Annotated in this window: 13 protein-coding genes; 8 read left to right on the top strand and 5 right to left on the bottom strand. The window is 54.0% G+C overall.

Features of this window, described 5'->3' with window-relative positions:
• Positions 1-76 precede the first annotated feature (76 nt).
• Positions 77-1,204 carry a rhamnogalacturonan acetylesterase gene (locus tag J2Z18_RS11550; RefSeq protein ID WP_007132201.1) on the bottom strand — a complete coding sequence of 376 codons (1,128 nt, stop codon included), beginning with the start codon at positions 1,202-1,204 and terminating at the stop codon, positions 77-79.
• Between the two features lie 228 nt (positions 1,205-1,432).
• Here J2Z18_RS11550 and J2Z18_RS11555 point away from each other — a divergent pair, with 228 nt between their 5' ends.
• The 7 genes from J2Z18_RS11555 to J2Z18_RS11585 all read left to right on the top strand — a co-directional run bounded on the left by J2Z18_RS11555 (position 1,433) and on the right by J2Z18_RS11585 (position 9,254).
• Positions 1,433-3,166, top strand: a complete 1,734-nt coding sequence (locus J2Z18_RS11555; RefSeq protein ID WP_007132202.1) for a cache domain-containing sensor histidine kinase — start codon at positions 1,433-1,435, stop codon at positions 3,164-3,166.
• A gap of 13 nt (positions 3,167-3,179) precedes the next feature.
• On the top strand, positions 3,180-4,724 hold the full coding sequence (locus J2Z18_RS11560; RefSeq protein WP_210094723.1) for a response regulator transcription factor: 1,545 nt from the start codon (positions 3,180-3,182) through the stop codon (positions 4,722-4,724).
• Between the two features lie 141 nt (positions 4,725-4,865).
• Positions 4,866-6,203: an ABC transporter substrate-binding protein gene (locus J2Z18_RS11565; RefSeq protein ID WP_028405384.1), complete on the top strand. Its 1,338-nt coding sequence runs from the start codon at positions 4,866-4,868 to the stop codon at positions 6,201-6,203.
• 69 nt (positions 6,204-6,272) lie between these two features.
• Positions 6,273-6,440, top strand: coding sequence for a hypothetical protein (locus J2Z18_RS11570; RefSeq protein ID WP_186332934.1), 168 nt, complete (start codon positions 6,273-6,275; stop codon positions 6,438-6,440).
• Positions 6,433-7,332, top strand: a complete 900-nt coding sequence (locus J2Z18_RS11575; protein WP_028405385.1) for a carbohydrate ABC transporter permease — start codon at positions 6,433-6,435, stop codon at positions 7,330-7,332. Before J2Z18_RS11570 ends, J2Z18_RS11575 begins: the two co-directional genes overlap by 8 nt.
• Before the next feature lie 5 nt (positions 7,333-7,337).
• Positions 7,338-8,171: a carbohydrate ABC transporter permease gene (locus J2Z18_RS11580; protein ID WP_144870845.1), complete on the top strand. Its 834-nt coding sequence runs from the start codon at positions 7,338-7,340 to the stop codon at positions 8,169-8,171.
• A 51-nt stretch (positions 8,172-8,222) separates the two neighbouring features.
• Entirely contained in the window at positions 8,223-9,254 is a 1,032-nt protein-coding gene (locus J2Z18_RS11585) for a glycoside hydrolase family 88/105 protein (protein WP_210094807.1), read from the top strand.
• Between the two features lie 191 nt (positions 9,255-9,445).
• On the opposite strand, the gene J2Z18_RS11590 is transcribed toward J2Z18_RS11585, so the two are convergent.
• From J2Z18_RS11590 to J2Z18_RS11605, 4 genes are all read right to left on the bottom strand, one after another.
• Positions 9,446-11,521, bottom strand: a complete 2,076-nt coding sequence (locus tag J2Z18_RS11590) for a peptidoglycan D,D-transpeptidase FtsI family protein (RefSeq protein ID WP_210094724.1) — start codon at positions 11,519-11,521, stop codon at positions 9,446-9,448.
• Positions 11,522-11,548: 27 nt separating this feature from the next.
• Positions 11,549-12,163, bottom strand: a complete 615-nt coding sequence (locus J2Z18_RS11595; RefSeq protein WP_210094725.1) for an NUDIX hydrolase — start codon at positions 12,161-12,163, stop codon at positions 11,549-11,551.
• A 230-nt stretch (positions 12,164-12,393) separates the two neighbouring features.
• Positions 12,394-12,729 carry a potassium channel family protein gene (locus J2Z18_RS11600; protein WP_007132211.1) on the bottom strand — a complete coding sequence of 112 codons (336 nt, stop codon included), beginning with the start codon at positions 12,727-12,729 and terminating at the stop codon, positions 12,394-12,396.
• A 107-nt stretch (positions 12,730-12,836) separates the two neighbouring features.
• On the bottom strand, positions 12,837-16,172 hold the full coding sequence (locus J2Z18_RS11605) for a DEAD/DEAH box helicase (protein WP_210094726.1): 3,336 nt from the start codon (positions 16,170-16,172) through the stop codon (positions 12,837-12,839).
• Between the two features lie 187 nt (positions 16,173-16,359).
• On the opposite strand from J2Z18_RS11605, the gene J2Z18_RS11610 reads away from it, so the two are divergent.
• The gene (locus J2Z18_RS11610; RefSeq protein WP_007132213.1) at positions 16,360-16,638 is read left to right on the top strand and encodes an excalibur calcium-binding domain-containing protein; all 279 of its coding nucleotides are present in this window, start codon (positions 16,360-16,362) and stop codon (positions 16,636-16,638) included.
• Positions 16,639-16,734: the final 96 nt, after the last annotated feature.

Here is a 16,734-nt window from a genome sequence, read left to right on the forward strand (position 1 = left end):
AGGCATTGGCGAAAAGAGAGGAGCACGCTTCTACCTTTCGGTTGCCGTTAGATTACGATAGGTCATCAGCTGACGCTCATCCCTGCTGCATCCGCAAAAACAAGGACAACGGCTGAAGCGCCAAGGACTTCAAACCCTCGGCCACCAGTTCGGCCAGACGAAGAGCTCCCCTCTCCTGAAAATGCGTATTGTCCGAAACCCCGAGCGGAAAGTTCATCCACTCTCCCGGCGCTCCCCACATGAAGATCGAACGTGTACCTTCCGGACCGAGCTCGTTGAACAGCCCCATGCTGATTGCAGCCAGATCGACAAGCGGCACCTGCTCTTCCTGCGCGAGCTCGCGGACCGCGGTAACATAATCTCCATGCGTGTCCTTCAGCCGGACGTTATCATCAAAAAAACGCCGGTGAACCGAGGTGACCAGAATCGGCACGGCCTTTCTCTCCCTGCAGCCGTCGATGTACATCCTCAAATGCTCCTTGTATGTCGAAAAAGGCTCCGTATATCGACTAGGGTCAGACTTCTGGTCATTGTGGCCGAATTGGATCAACAGATAATCCCCCGGCCGCATGCAAGTCCATATCCGGTCCAGCCTGCCTTCGTCCACAAAGCTTTTCGAGCTTCGACCGGAAGCGGCGGCATTGATTACAGCTGCATCCTGCTTCATCCAGGCCGGCAGCATCTGGCCCCAGCCGGCATAGGGATAGCCATCGGCAGGCTGATTCGCCACGGTTGAATCCCCTGCGATGAACAACGTGCAAGCATCCGGTGCCGGTGCCAGTTCCAATCCGTTCAATCGCGGCGCTCTTCCAGAAAAATAAAGCACGATCCGCCTCTCGACTGCCGGCAACGTTACGCTGAAACGCTCCATATAACCGGGCGGCGTCCGCAGCTGATACAACAGCATCTGTCCGTCCGTTCCCTTGACCGTCGTCTCGGTCGCAAACCACGGGTCGCCGATCGTCAAACGAAGCGTATATAATCCGTCCTTCGGCACGTCCACCCGAAAGGCGGCTTCAAGCGGGATGACAAAGTCAGCGCCCAGTCCCGTCTCCCCCTCCCTTCGTATTCCCGTAAGGCCAGAAGCGGATAAGAAACCGTACCCCCGCTCCGGCTCGTACAGCGTGTCGGACATAATTTTCACGTAATCCAAGGCAGGCTCCCCGGTTCCGAAATCAAAAGCATAGCGGTCCTCGCTCTGCATCATAGCACCCTCCCGTTAAATCGCTCTTTCCCCATTATGCACGATCCCAAATGCGCAATTCCATCTATTTATCCGGCTATTTTGTTTAAATTTCCGGTCAACTGCCAAAGGCCGAAGCGGCACCTCGCAAGCCGGATACCGACGCTGGATAACCATGTTGACAGCGTTTACAACCCGGTACATAATGTGTACACAACATTTCAACTCCAAGGTAAGGAGACGGATGCCGTGAGGAAGTGGACCACAGTCTACAAAAATATGAAAATCAAAAACAAGCTGTCGCTCCTCATCGCGCTGATCGTGGCCATGGCATTCACTTTCGCGGTCATCGTTCAGCAGTATGCCTTCTCCATCTACGACGGGCAGCTGTACCTCAAATCGTCCAAGGTCCTACACTTGTCCTCATCAGCCATCGAATCCGAGCTTGAGCGAATCGAGCAGTTATCTTTCAACATGGTTACCGACACGGAGATCCAGCAAATATTACGGGCGATTTCCAACAGCGACTCCGACTATGACCGGCTCACCTTGAGACAGCGCCTTGTCGATCGGCTCCTCAACTACGTGGGATCCGAGCCTATGCTCTACTCCATCCACCTGATCGACTCCTTCAACAAACAGTACGATGTCGGCAGCGTCATACCGATCGCTCCCTCCAAGATGCAGCATATCATGCAGCTTGCGGGCGATGCCGATGGTGAAGAGCGCTGGTTCTCCCCCGATGAACACGACCCGGCCCTGCTGCTGTCCAGGGAGATCCGCTCCTATTCAGGAACCCTGTTCGACCTTCAATATCTGGGCACGATCGTAGTTCGGGTCAATATCGACAAGCTTGTACGTACATCTGCAGCTGAGGAGGGAGAGCTGATCATGACCTCGGGAACGGACGTCATCTACCCGACCCGGCCGAACTTCGACCCGGCGTCCATCCAGGCTGACGTATCATCCGGCAGCGGATATTTTACCCGGGAGATTGAAGGGCACACGTATTTTGTTGCATATAACCGTTCCTTCAATACGGGCTGGACTTATATTAATGCTACCCCCTTCAATCAGGCCTTTAGGCAAATCATTTTTATCAAAGAGCTTGTCATCATGGTATTCGGCATGATATTCGCCGTCGCCATTCTGCTGGGCATTCGGTTCAGCCGGGGCCTGACCAAGCCGATCGAAAGCTTGATCGCCCGGATGAAGCTGGCCGAGAAAGGGAATTTCGCTGAAGCTAACGTACTCCCCCAAGACGCGGCGCCCGTCGCGATGGATGAGCTCGGTCTGCTGCACCGGACGTTTCGTCTGATGGTGGAGAGAATCAATGTCCTGATCACCGAAAATTATGCGAGCCGGCTGCTCGTCAAGGAGACCGAATTCAAGGCCCTCCAAGCCCAAATCAATCCACATTTCCTTTACAACACGCTCGAGTCGGTCAACTGGCTTGCAAAAATCAACAAGCAGACGCAAATCTCCGATATGGTACAGGCGCTGGCCTTCCTCCTTCGCAACTCCGTCAGCCTGAAGGAGCCGATTCTTTCTCTACGAGAAGAGCTCGAAATCGTCAAGAACTATATCATCATCCAGAAGTTTCGTTTTGAGGACCGGCTCGAGTTTAGCATGAACGTACCGGATGAGGACCTGGAGCGCAGACTTCCGAAGCTGTCCCTGCAGCCGCTGCTTGAAAATGCAATCCACTACGCGCTGGAGCCATCGGTCGAGCCATGCAGAATCGCCCTGTACACCCGGCGGGAGGAGCATGCCTTCTGCGTCATCGTTGAGGATGACGGACCGGGCATGGCTCCGGACACCCTCGACCGGCTTCGAAGCGGAAGCCTGCAGACGACAGGCAACGGCATCGGACTGCTTAACATCGACGAACGCCTGAAGCTCGCCTTCGGCGACAATTACGGTTTATATATCGAGAGCCGACCTGGGCTCGGCGCCCGCATCATTCTATCACTGCCACTATAACGGAGGGATTCCCATGTACAAAGTTCTGCTCGTAGACGATGAGCGCATCATTCTGGATGGTATTTCCCGCATGGTGGACTGGTCCGCCTATCAAACCGAGCTTGCGGGAACCGCTCAGAACGGCATCCAGGCCTACGAAAAAATCGTTAGCGATTCTCCGGATATCGTCGTGTGCGATATCCGCATGCCCGGCCTTGACGGGCTCGAGCTCGTGGCCAAAACCTATGCAAGCCATCCCCACATCAAATTCGTGCTGCTGTCCGGCTTCGGCGAATTCGAATACGCCAACCGCGCCATGCAGTACGGGGTCAAGCATTATTTGCTGAAGCCGACCGATGAGTCTAAGATCGGGGAAGCGCTGCAGGAGGTTACCTTTGACCTGGCGGATCACCGCCGCAAGGAAGCTTTCATTCAGGATATGAAGCACCGTTTCGAGAAAGTGCTTCCCCATGTGAAGGAGCAGGTGCTGAAAGAATTCGTGACGAACAAGACTTACGGTCATAATGACTTGGAGGAATATCGCAGACTGTTCCAATACGACTTCGACCGGCCGGTGCAGCTGCTGCTGTTCCAGCTGGAAGGCGAGGCGGATTACGAGCATCTATTCGCCGTGAAGAATATTGCCGAGGATCTGCTGGACACCACCCTTCTTAGCACCACCATCGGCCCGCATGTGCTGGTTCTCATTGAGGAGCGTCCCGGGCTTCAACTCCATGACCGGATCCAGGACATCCGCTGTACGTTCAAGCAGTATTACAAGCTGGACGTGACGGTTGCCATCAGCGATCCTGGGCCCGTAACGCTGGCCCGCAAGCTGTACCGCGACACGCTGCAGTGCCTGAATTACCGCTTCTACCTGGACGAGAGCGGCATCATTACGACGAACGACACGCTGCAATCCGAAGACGACAGCGGTGCATTTTCCTTCGACGAGCAGCGTCTGTGCATGCCGGTGCGGTCCGGTCACCACCAAGAGGCCCGGCAGGCGCTGAATGAATTCATCCATGAACTGAAGAGGGCCCAGCTGAGCATTGAGATGACCAAGTCCCACGCCATATCGCAGTATGTATCCCTCATTCGGCTGACGGATCCCGAGGAGATGGCGGAACGATACGAACGGATACCGGTCATCGCGGAAATGACGACTCTCCAGTCGATCCAGGCATTTCTGGAAGAAACGGTCATCGAAATTACCCAGCGGAATTATGAACGGAACACCATGAAATATAATGCGATCGTCCGGAGAATGATCGAGATTATCGAGGAACAGCTTGGCAATTCGGAGCTGACCCTGAACCTGGTCGCATGCAGCATGCTGTACATGAATGCCGACTATCTCGGAAAGCTGTTCAAAAAAGAGACCGGCGAGAAATTCTCGAATTACGTCATGAAGCTGCGCATCAAGCGCGCGACCGAGCTGATGGCGAAGGACCCGGATATCAAAATTTTCGAAATGGCCGAGCAGCTCGGCTTCGGCGACAATCCCCAGTACTTCAGCCAGGTGTTTAAGAAGCAAATGGGCTGCACGCCTTCGGAATACATGAAAAAAGAGGGCTAGGCTTGTACGTACATATCTGCTTTTTGAACAAAGTGCACGGTTTTTTTCCTTACTCTTTCCCTTGTTACACATAATAATTGGGAATGTAAGCACTATCAAACGAGTCACAGATGGGTTCATCAACCAAGGGGAGGAAATGGAATGAGAAAAGTGTTAACCGCAGTGCTCATGTGCTCCTTGCTCGGAAGCCTGATCGGCTGCTCCGGCGGGAATTCGGCCGATCAGCCTGCAAGCGCCGGAACCGATACAGCGCCGTCCGCAGCCGCCAGCGACGAGAAGGAGCCGGTAAAGCTGCGCATCGCCTGGTGGGGCGGACAGTCCCGGCACGATTACACGTTGAAGGTCATTGAAATGTATCAGGAGCAGAACCCGCACGTCACCATCGAGCCCGAATACGCCCCGTTCGACGATTACTGGAAGAAGCTTGCTCCGCAGGCGGTAGCCGGCGGTCTTCCGGACATTATTCAGATGGACATCTCCTATCTGAACCAATATGCCGGCCGCAATCAGCTTGCCGATCTGAAGCCGTTCACCGACAGCGGAGTCCTGGACGTTTCGGACGTCAGCGAGAATGCCCTGAGCGGAGGCGAGGTCAACGGCAAGCTGGTAGCGATGAACCTTGGCGTCAACGCACTCCAGACGACATTCGACGTAGAGACGATGAAGAAGAACGGCATCGATATTCCCGGCAAGGACTGGACCTGGGACGACATGGACAAAATGGGCGCGCAAGCGAAGGAAAAAGGATTTCTCATCGGTGGCTTCGCCTACCGGCATGACGTCTTCTTCCCGTATTATCTGAGAACGATCGGCCAAAAAATGTACAGCGCGGACGGCAAAACGATCGGCTATGCCGATGATCAGGCCTTTATCGATTATTTCACCCGCTACCAGAAGTGGTATGACAATGGGTACATCCTGTCGTTGGATAAGGAAGCCCAGAAGAAAGGCGTCGCGGAGGAGGATGAAATCGTGCTTGGCAACGCCATTTCCGGCACGGGCTGGTCCAACCAGTTTCTCGCCGTTGCCAATCTCGTTCCCGATCGTCCGCTGGAGCTGAATCCGATGCCGGGACCGGGCACGAAGGAAGGGCTCTTCCTGAAGCCGTCCATGTATTTCTCCGTCACGGAGACGTCGAAGCATAAGGAAGAAGCGGCGAAATTCATCAGCTTCTTCATCAACGACATCGAGGCAAATAAGCTGATCAAGGGCGAGCGTGGCGTGCCGGTATCCGCTAAAGTCAAGGAAGCGCTGAAGCCGCTGCTCTCCGAGAATGAGGCGAAAATATTCGATTACGTCACCTGGGCCGAGGCGAACAGCAGCCCTGGCGATCCGCCGAATCCGATCGGTGCCGTGGAAATCGAGAAGCTGCTTCGCGATCTCAGCGAGCGCATCCTGTACAAGAAAATATCGGTGGAGGATGCGGCTGCCGAATTCCGCAAGGAAGCGAATGCGATCCTGGCCAGATCCCAGCAGTAGTTCCGGATGCACCTAACTTGAGGCATCCCCTTTCAAACGTACGTCAGGTACGGGGCAGGGGGTGCCTTTATGATGACACCGGACCGGGCGGACCTCTGGTTTTTAAACAAAATGGACGGTTTTCTTCATAACGCCCTCTCGGTCAGACTTTCTATAATGGAACTATCCGCCAGCGAATTCGCCCGCCGGACGGGCGCTGTCAAATTTGAAAGACGAGGGGTTGAAAATGATGAATAGACTTCGCGAGAACGAGCATATCACCGGATACGTATTCTCCGCTCCGTTCGTTCTTGGCTTTCTGATCTTTACGCTGTATCCGATCCTGTCGTCCCTCTACTATTCGTTCACCAACTATAACCTGATGGAGGCGCCAAGCTGGCTCGGCCTCGGCAATTATGAGCGGATGTTCACGGAGGACGATAAAATCGGAAAATCGTTTCAGGTGACCTTTACATACGTATTCGCCAGCGTCCCGCTTCGGCTTATCTTTGCACTCTTCGTGGCAATGATCCTGAATACGGCGACCAAGGCGGTCGGGCTGTACCGCTCGGCCTTTTACCTGCCGTCCCTGATCGGCGGCAGCGTCGCGGTCGCGATTATGTGGCAGCAAATCTTCGGCGACCAAGGGCTCGTCAACTCCGCCCTCTCGCTCTTCGGCATCGAATCCAGCACATCCTGGATCGGCAATCCGAGCACGGCGCTGTGGACACTCATCGCCTTGTCGGTCTGGCAGTTCGGCTCATCGATGATTATTTTCCTTGCCGGACTCAAGAACATTCCGAAGGATTATTACGAAGCGGCCAGCGTCGACGGCGCAAATGCCGTGCACCGATTCTTCAAGATTACGCTCCCGCTGCTGAGCCCGATCATTTTGTTCAATCTGACGCTGCAGACCATCTCCGCCTTCCTGACCTTCACCCCCGCTTATATCATCTCGCGCGGTGAAGGCGGTCCGCTGGATCAGACGCTGCTGTACTCGCTTTACCTGTACCGCAAAGCCTTTTCGCATTTTGAAATGGGCTACGCATCGGCGCTTGCCTGGGTCATGCTCGTCATTGTCGGCGTCCTTACCCTGCTCATCTTCAGATCTTCCACCCGCTGGGTTCATTACGAATCGAAAGGAGACTGACGGCTATGACCAAATCCGGACGCATTCTGTATCATACACTGGTCGGGCTGTTCGCCCTGTGCATGACCTATCCGATCCTGTGGCTCGCCGCCAGCTCGCTGAAGCCCAATCACGAAATCTTTACGACCGCCTACAGTCTCATTCCCAACAAGCTCGAATTCTCGAACTATGCAACAGGCTGGAAGGGATTTGCCGGAACGACCTTCGGGACCTTCTTCAAGAATTCCTTCATTATCGTCATCATCTCAACGATCGGTGCCGTCGTATCTTCCGCATTAGTGGCTTTTGGTCTGGCTAGGACAAGGTTTTTCGGTCAAAAATTTTGGTTCGCCTGCATGATGATCACCATGATGCTGCCGCATGACGTCGTCATCGTCCCGCAGTACGTGATGTTCGCCAATTTCGGCTGGATCTCGACGTTCAAGCCGCTGATCGTCCCCCATTTCTTCGGGGTTCCGTTCTTCATCTTTCTGATTATGCAGTTTATCCGCACGATCCCGCGGGAGCTCGATGAAGCCGCAAGGATCGACGGCTGCAGCAAGTACGGCATCTTCATCCGGGTCGTTGTGCCCTTGATCGTTCCGGCCTTGATCACGTGTTCCATCTTCTCCTTTTACTGGAGATGGGATGATTTCATCAACCCGCTGATCTACCTGAACCAGCCGGAGAAATACCCGGTGTCGTTGGCGCTCAAGCTGTTCCTCGATGGGGAATCGCTCAACAACTGGGGCGGAATGTTTGCCATGGCCACCCTGTCGCTGCTGCCGGTCGTGATCGTATTTTTCATCTTCCAAAAATATATCGTCGAAGGGATCAGCACAACAGGCTTGAAAGGTTAATCCCCAAATTTCTCCCTCTTAAGGAGGCTTAATATGAAAGGAGCTGCAGCTATGCCGGCACTCGTATTTGATGAACAGTATATCGGGCAAGTCATGGATAAGGTGGTGGAGCGGACCTTCCGCATGGACTTCAGCTGGGATTGGCCCGGCGGGGTTGCGTTTTACGGCGTTTGCGAGGCGTATGAAGCGACGGGCAAAATGGAATATCTGGAGCAGCTGAAGACATGGGTCGACGAAAATATGGAGGATGGTCTGCCAAAGCTGTCTGTGAACGGCGTCTCGATCGGACATTCCCTCTTAACGCTGTATAACGTCTACGGCGATGAGCGTTATATCGAAACGGCCAAGGAGATGGCCGAATACCTCACTCACGATGCCGTTCGATTCGGAGAAGGGATCTTTCAGCACACCGTCAACTCCGAAGCCTATAACTTCCCTGAGCAGGCATGGGTGGACACGATGTTCATGGCCGGTTACTTCCTGCTGCGCATTGGAGCGCTGCTCGGCCGTGACGATTACTTCGAGGACGGGCTGCGGCAGTACCACGGCCATGAGAATTGTCTGCAGGATCCGGTGACGAATCTGTACTATCATGGCTGGGACAATATTGCCGGCAATCATATGTCGGGGGTATTTTGGTGCCGCGGCAATGCCTGGGCCGCCCTTACGATGGCGCGCGCATTGGAGCTCGTACCGGTTACGCACCCTTCCTTCATGATCATTGAAGGCTCGCTTCGGGATCAGCTGAGCTCGCTCGTACGGCTGCAGCATGAATCCGGGCTGTGGCACACCATTACGACGGATCCGCAGTCGCCGCTGGAAACGTCGGGATCGGCGGGGATCGCAACCGCATTGCTGACCAAGGGGCGCATCTACAATAAATACACCCAGAAATCGATCGACGGCATCCTGACCAAAATTACCGAGGATGGGACCGTAACCGGCGTTTCGGCCGGAACGGCCGTCATGAAAAATGCTGCTGGTTATATAGGCGTGCCCGACAAGCGAATTCAGGGGTGGGGACAAGGATTGACGCTGGCATTTCTGGCCGAAGTGCTCAAGGTCAAGAATAATCCGTATTAGTAGATACAAGAAAGGCTGCCGTACAGGGAACGATGAGTGTTCTCTTGAAGGCAGCCTGTTTCTTTTAGCTCAAAATTATTCGAAATAATAATAATAGCTATACTACTGAACCCGGATCTAGTTACTCGACTTACTTATCTTGTTATTCGTGTTGTTATTCGTCCTGTTATTCGTGATTGTTACTCGTGTTGTTACTCGCCTTGATTCTCCTCCTGCTCACCCTGTTCAGCCTTGCCTTCTTCCGCCTTCTGCTTCGGATGCGGCGTCCCGTCAAGGCCATACACCTCGTCATAGGCATCGAAGATTTTGCGTGCGACCGGTGCGGCGCTTTGAGAGCCAAAGCCGCCTTCAGGGATGACAACCACGACCGCCAGCTTCGGCTTCTCTCGGGGAGCAAACGCGATGAACACGCCATTGTCCTTTCTCCCTGCCGGTGAATCCTGCTCGGACGTGCCGGTTTTGCGGGCAAAGTCGTACGGGAAGCCTTCAAACCCGGCAATCCCCTGCGTATTCATGCCTCGCTTGATAACCTGCCAGTATTCCTGCGGAAGCTTGACTTCGTCGATTACTTCCCTGCCGAATTCCTTGACAATGTTCCCGTTCTGGTCGGTGATCTTGCTCACGAGCTGCGGCTTGATCCGCTTCCCTTCATTAGCCAGCATCACCGTGTATTGGGCCAGCTGCAGCGGCGTATATTTACCCATTTGGCCGAAGGAGGCATAAGCCAGCGCAGCGAGATTGCTGCCTGCAGCTTCCTTATTGAGGTATTCCGCCCTCCCTTCATTCTCAAGGGGCAATCCGCTGCCGGTGACAACGCCGAGTCCGAACCGCTTCATATACTGATCCCATACTTTAACGGCTTTATCACCGCCGTATTTGTCATACAGCTTCTCCCCGACCTGATCGATCATAAAGGCATTGGACGAGGTCTGAATCGCTTGGTCCGGCCGGATCCGGCCAATCACATGACCGCCGGCGTTTCGGATCGGCGTTTCACTGCCCTCTTTGCCGATCAAGGCATAGCCCTGGTCCGGGTACGTATCGTATGGCGTGAACAGGCCTTCATTGAGCCCGATCAGCACCGTCAGCGGCTTGATGACCGATCCGAGATAGATCATCGATTCAAATCCATTGCCCGACCGGCCCGAGCCGAAGATCGTTATCGTCCCGTTACCGGAAGAGTTGACGACCTCCTGGGTGATTTTATCCCCGCTCCCCCATATGTTAGGGTCATAATCCGGGATGCTGGCCATCGCCACGACGTTGCCAGTGTCCACCTCCATAGCGACGGCATAACCGGTCAGCGCATCCCGATGATACTTCCCGGAGATCAGATGGGTACGAAGATACTGCAACCGCTCGGTAATGGCTTCCTCAGCCGCAAGCTGGATATCCTTATGAATCGTCGTATGGACATCGAGCCCTTTCTCCGGGGCTGCCATGGACGGGACGCCGTCCACCATGTTCTGCGGATTAATCGGAATGCTGATATACCCGCTTTTGCCGCGCAGCTCTTTCTGAAACATCCGCTCAAGTCCGTCATAGCCAACCCAATCCTCTTCGTTGTAGATCAATCCTGGATCGTCCTGCCCCTTATTCGCCTCATCGATTTCGGCATATTCCTTGAAATCTTTTGAGCCCTTGAATTTCTTCAGGTACCCGATCGTCTGGACCGCAACCGTGTCTGGGTCGTAATGCCTCACATTCTCCTCCACGATCTGAATGCCCGGGTACCGCGAGCGGTTCTCCATGAAATGAGCGATCTCCTGCTTCGTCAAATCCGATTTGATCCGTCTGGGCGCATAGCCGTGCTGCTTCGTATACTCCAGACCCAGGGCGTCAATCACCTCTTCGGTTGTCATCGGTTTGCCTTTCGGATCCCCGTATTGGGCGAAGACCTTTGCGATGTCCTTCGCCATCGCTTCGATTTCCGGCCGGTTCTTCTGCCCCCTCTCCGTGTTCTTGTTATAATCCTTCATCAGCGTGATATATAAGGTATGAGTCCCCGTCGAATAAGCCAGCTTCTCGCCGGAGGCATCGATAATGCTTCCCCGGATCGGCTGAAGCGTGAATTTTTTCAGCTCCCCCCCGGACTCCTTTTCAGCAAGCTCAGGGCCCTCCACGAATTGCAGAACGGCCATGCGGATGATAAGGATACAAAAGATGAGGAAAGCGCCGAAAAAGAACAGATTGACCCGCCGGTTGAATTGACGCTTCACGTCCCCTTCATCGGGATCGCTCATGTAAGGAGGAAATCCCTTGATCATGCTCCTGCTCTCCTTTCCAGGACAAGGTTAATCCATCCAGACCGGAAGATCGGGATGATTGTTATAGCGAAACAAACGGTCCAGCTGCTCGGCCGTATTTCGCTCTTCAGACAATGGGGGAAGCGCGTCACGTTCAAAGAAGCCGACCGCCGACGTTTCTGTGCCGATGCCCGCAGCCCCCCCTGTGATTTCGCATTGGATAAACATTTTATATACATGAAAAGGCGACGGCGGATGCCGATGAAATTTTTTATCCAGAACAGCCAGCAGCCGCACTGCGCGTACTTCATAACCCGCCTCCTCCTGTACTTCCTTAACGGCCACCTCCGACGGCGACAGACCGATGTCCGCCCATCCGCCCGGCAATGCCCAGGCTCCGTCGGCTTTCTCCCGAACGAGCAGCAGCTTCCCGTCCTGGAAGATAACCGCGCGCACATCCACCTTCGGCGTCTGGTATCCCGTTTCACTGGCAAATAAGGTGCGGATCTTATCTTCGCCCGCTTCTGTATATTCCTGCATAATCGATATGCTGAGCGCTCTCAGCTGCTCGAACCGTTCTTGGTCGTAAACATCCTTGGTATAGGCGAGGCCAGCTTGGCTGATCGCTTGTATTTCCTTTACCCACTCCAACCATTTCAGCATGCTTGTCTCATTCCTTTTTCATGAACTTGTGTCCCCGGAACCGCTCTCAATCAAATTTGGGACATAATGGAAGACCGTAACCATCCAATTATACCATATTTTCTCGGAAATATATGATGAACTATAGAGCAAGTCTCCCTAAAAAAATGAAAAAGGCTCCGCCATGCTCGGGTCGTTGCAACCCTTAGGCGGAGCCCGGTTCAGATCCCTCGTTCGAGGCCGTCTGAGTGTTACTTCTCTTCTTTTTGCGTGCTCTTGATCAAAGCATAGGCAAGATGGCCGACCATCCCGAGGAACAAGCCGGTTCCAACGACGATATAGATCATCGTAAACACCTTTCCGAGTGAAGTTTGCGGAGCAAAGTCGGGGTGGCCGACCGTGCTCAGCGTAGCAACGCAGAAATACAGTGCGTCCAGCACGGACAAGCCCTCTTGCTTTGTATAGAACATCGTCCCCGAGATCAGCATGATGACGATCAGGACAAACAATGCAACGAAATTGCGCTGCTTGAACGCATGAACCAGCCCCTTGAGCAGCCGTTTTAATGTTAGCAGAAATGAAATCATGTTCGGTTAACCGCCTTATTTTTTCCCTGTAGGAATCTAGTCTGAAATCGTGTCTAAAAATCGCAGCATGGAACGGCAGTGAAGCACTCGATCCATTCCCCCATATCTTATGGCTGGAGCATCAACAGCTCCCGGATATCCTCCTCGGTCCAGCTCGGGAGCCAATCCTCACCCGATTGGATGACCTCGTCGATCAGATCCTTTTTCTTCTGCTGCAAGGTTATCATCTTATCCTCAATGGTATCCCTGGCTACCATCCGGATCACCTGAACGATTTTCTTCTGTCCGATCCGGTGCGCCCGGTCTGCCGCCTGTTCCTCAACCGCCGGATTCCACCACAGATCATAGAGGATCACCGTATCCGCTCCAGTCAGATTAAGCCCTGTTCCCCCGGCCTTCAAGGAGATCAGAAAAATCTCGCGCTCGCCTTCGTTGAAATGGCTGCACAGCGAGGCCCGCTCGGCCGGTGGGGTCTGTCCATCGAGGTAAAAGAACGGCACCCCGCGCCGTCCCAGCTCCTGGCTGATCAGCTTCAACATAGTGGTGAACTGCGAGAAGACGAGGACGCGTCTTCCCGCATGGAGGCATTCGGCGAGCGTCTCCAGCAGCTGCTCGAACTTCGCGGAGCTGCCCTCATAGCCTTCCACGAACAATGCAGGGTGACAGCATATTTGTCGCAGGCGGGTCAAGCCGGCCAATATCCGGATTCGGCTCTTCTGGAAGCCGTCCTTGGCGAGATGCTTCAGCGTCTCTTGTCTTAGCTTGGCCAAATAAGCCGTATACAGCTTCTTCTGCTCCAGGAGGAGTGCTGAGGACTGCAGTGTCTCGATTTTATCCGGCAGCTCTTTCAGCACATCCGACTTCAGCCTCCGCAGCAAGAAAGGTCGGATCCGTGTTGCGACCGTTTCCCTCGGCAAATCCTGAAAAGCCTTTCGTCCACCGAACAAGGCAGGGAATACCGCATCATAGATGGACCAGAGCTCTTCCATCCGATTTTCCATCGGGGTGCCGGTCAAGGCAAACCGGTACCGGCTGCTGATCGTCTTCACCGCCTGTGCAGTCTGCGTCGCATCATTCTTAAAGGCTTGGGCTTCGTCAAATATCGCGGCGTGGAACATCCGTTTTGCATAATCGGCCATGTCCATGCGAAGCAGCTGATACGAGGTGATCCATACATCCGCCTCCCCTTCACTGCGGATCAGCTTCTTCCGTTCAAGCCGGGAGCCGTCCATGACGGCTGCTCGAATCTCCGGCGCGAACCGGGCAATCTCGCTCTGCCAATTATAAAGCAGAGAAGCCGGGGCCACGATCAGGACGGGTTCTCCAGTCTTTCGAATTTCCGGTAGAAGGGACAGCACGAACGCGATGCTCTGGACCGTTTTTCCAAGACCCATATCATCAGCCAATATTCCGCCGAACCGGTAGTGGGCCAAGGTGCGCATCCACTGGTATCCATACTTCTGGTAATCTCTCAAGACCGGCTCGAGGCTTGGCGGTACCGGGAAGTCCAGATCATCGGGATGTTTGACATGCTGAAGCATTTGTCTGAGCGATTTGCCCAGTTGTACTGATGATGACGCGCTCTCCCAGCCCAGCAGCTGCAGTCCTTGAACGGCCGGCAATCTGGCTGTACCGTTCTCCGCATAGCTGCTCCATGCTCCTAACCGGTTCATGGCAGCTATGATCGCCTGCAATGCCTCGCCCTCCAAGGGCATCAGCGCGCCGCTCGGGAGACGGTGGTATTTCCGTTTCTCCTCAAGCGAGCGGATCAAGCTCCGAATCTCGGATTCCGGTATGCCGTCAAGCTCAAACTTCAGCTCCAGCCAATCGGTCCGCTCATCGATGTCCACTTTCAATTTCGGCGCAGCATGCTCCCGGAATATTCGCTCCTTCACGGCTGACGTGGCATATACCGTAAGCAGCTTCTCCAGCTCGGGAACGATATGGTGCAGAAATTCAAATTCGGCATCCTCGTCGTTCATATAGTATCCGCCGTCCGTTTTGGCGAAATCCGCCTCCTCCATGAGGCGCAGGATCCGCTGTTCCCGTTCTCCGTCCCGGACGAGAATGGCACTGCCGTCGTGCGCTGCACGGTTTCCGTCGAGGGGATTGATTACGATATCGCCGTATTGAAAATCCAGGCCGGCCAGCAAGCGTCCTTTTACCCGATCAAGGTACAGCTTGGCTTTGAGCGGGGAGCGAATCATTTTGTCGGACACGGCCTTTGCAATATGCACGCTTCCGAGCTTCATAAGCCCGGGAATTACCTTCTCCATCATGGATTCCATGATGCCCCCCGATATCGGCACAGCAGGCGGATACGTCCGCTCGAGCAGTTCTTTCATCTCGGATAGCCTGGCCCCATCTTGGGGCGTAAGCTCGGCAAGCTTCCCGTCAACGACGGCGGCTCCGTATTCCTCCAGAATCTGCAGACGGTCCAGCCCCTGAACATACATCACATATTGCGTATCTCCGGACGGTTCCACTTCAAACCGGATCGGGAGCGGCTCCTGGTATGCTTGCAGCTTGTCCGTCAGGATCCCGTCGACCGACAGCAGACAGCTTCCGGACGCAGCCGCCAGCGCTTTGATCTTTGGCCAGAACGAGGGCGGGATGAAGAGCATCCGCTCACTCCCGGCCTTTTTGCCAGGGGGACTGTAAAAGCCGAAGGTCTGCTGAACCATTCGTTCATGGTCGTAAATACGGATCAGCTCCTGAAGCAGGTCGTCATCCTCCTTCTTAAATCCATGCCGCTCCGGATCATAGGTGAAGTTCTTTGTAAACGTGCACGGCTCCAGTCTTCTAACGCATTCCAGAAAATCACGAATCCGGTGCACCGCATACAGCCGCTTCTGGCCGACTCTCATTTCGATGCCCAACCGATTCTTTCCGCTGCTAAATGGAATCAGCTTTAAGATAAATTCCGTCTGCAAGATCTCCCTTGTGTCAAAACGTGAGGCAGCACTGGAATACCGATACCCCGGATCGGCGAACAGACCGAGCAGCCGATTGCCGATCTGGGGATCCATCTCCCAATCGTCCGCCGGCATGAACGAATTGCCCTTAGCTCGCGGGGTTAGCAGCCCGTTCTCTTCTTCTCCAGGCTTCGTACCATGCAGCAGGGATGGGTACTTCCGTTCGTCACCTTCACTTGGTTGCTCCAGTTCCTGGATTGTCAGCAGCACGGCTGCCATGTGACCGCATCGATGCGACGTTGAATGATGGAAGCCGCAGCTGCATTCCGCAATGATATCTCCTTCTTCATCGATCCGTATCCGGACGATCCCGGATGTTCGATCCGCGACCTCCGCATCATATATCCGGTTATCGAGGTCCCGCTTCAGCATGTGAACTCTGCCGCCCCGGTATAGTTGATGCCCCTTCTCATAGGAGGCTTTTCCGCACCACTGTTTAATGATTCGTTCCGTCAACCGGTTGCTCATCCGTCCAATCCCTTTCTTTCTCGCTTGTTACACAACAGTATACCACGTTCGGAACAAGGTCAGAATTTGCTCGTCTCAGAATACTACACCGGTACATGCACCTGCATATTGATATATTTGGAAGCACCTACTATGATAAGGATGAAATAATCAATAATGGATTGATACATAAAGGAGTTCGATTGTCATGAAGAAAAAGATAACCGTTCTGCTCTCGCTTGCTCTGCTCACTACTCTTGCACTGGGTCATACCAGCACTGATATTGCAGACGCCAAATCCACCGAAGTGAAAAAATACAAAAACTGCAAAGAGATGAATAAAGATTACCCTGGAGGCGTTGCCCGGTCCGCATCCGTCAAGAACAAAGGCGGCAAGACGAAATACAAGCCTTATGTATCCAAAGCGCTGTATGACGCCAACACAGCCAGGGATCGTGACAAGGATAAGATCGCTTGCGAGCGATAATCGGATAAGCTGCATTGGGCTAAGTTCAATGGTCAAGTTCAATGGATTAAACTCGTACCCGCTAGAAAACAAAAGAAAACGAAACTAAAAAACCTG

Source organism: Paenibacillus lactis (assembly GCF_017873605.1).
Lineage (GTDB): Bacteria > Bacillota > Bacilli > Paenibacillales > Paenibacillaceae > Paenibacillus_AQ > Paenibacillus_AQ lactis.

What these genes read in the sequence shown, in the direction of transcription:
- J2Z18_RS11550 (WP_007132201.1), bottom strand. Translation starts at nt 1,204, where the DNA reads ATGCAGAGCGAGGACCGCTATGCTTTTGATTTCGGAACCGGGGAGCCT.
- J2Z18_RS11560 (WP_210094723.1), top strand. Translation starts at nt 3,180, where the DNA reads ATGTACAAAGTTCTGCTCGTAGACGATGAGCGCATCATTCTGGATGGT.
- J2Z18_RS11565 (WP_028405384.1), top strand. Translation starts at nt 4,866, where the DNA reads ATGAGAAAAGTGTTAACCGCAGTGCTCATGTGCTCCTTGCTCGGAAGC.
- J2Z18_RS11570 (WP_186332934.1), top strand. Translation starts at nt 6,273, where the DNA reads ATGATGACACCGGACCGGGCGGACCTCTGGTTTTTAAACAAAATGGAC.
- J2Z18_RS11575 (WP_028405385.1), top strand. Translation starts at nt 6,433, where the DNA reads ATGAATAGACTTCGCGAGAACGAGCATATCACCGGATACGTATTCTCC.
- J2Z18_RS11580 (WP_144870845.1), top strand. Translation starts at nt 7,338, where the DNA reads ATGACCAAATCCGGACGCATTCTGTATCATACACTGGTCGGGCTGTTC.
- J2Z18_RS11585 (WP_210094807.1), top strand. Translation starts at nt 8,223, where the DNA reads ATGCCGGCACTCGTATTTGATGAACAGTATATCGGGCAAGTCATGGAT.
- J2Z18_RS11590 (WP_210094724.1), bottom strand. Translation starts at nt 11,521, where the DNA reads ATGATCAAGGGATTTCCTCCTTACATGAGCGATCCCGATGAAGGGGAC.
- J2Z18_RS11595 (WP_210094725.1), bottom strand. Translation starts at nt 12,163, where the DNA reads ATGCTGAAATGGTTGGAGTGGGTAAAGGAAATACAAGCGATCAGCCAA.
- J2Z18_RS11600 (WP_007132211.1), bottom strand. Translation starts at nt 12,729, where the DNA reads ATGATTTCATTTCTGCTAACATTAAAACGGCTGCTCAAGGGGCTGGTT.
- J2Z18_RS11605 (WP_210094726.1), bottom strand. Translation starts at nt 16,172, where the DNA reads ATGAGCAACCGGTTGACGGAACGAATCATTAAACAGTGGTGCGGAAAA.
- J2Z18_RS11610 (WP_007132213.1), top strand. Translation starts at nt 16,360, where the DNA reads ATGAAGAAAAAGATAACCGTTCTGCTCTCGCTTGCTCTGCTCACTACT.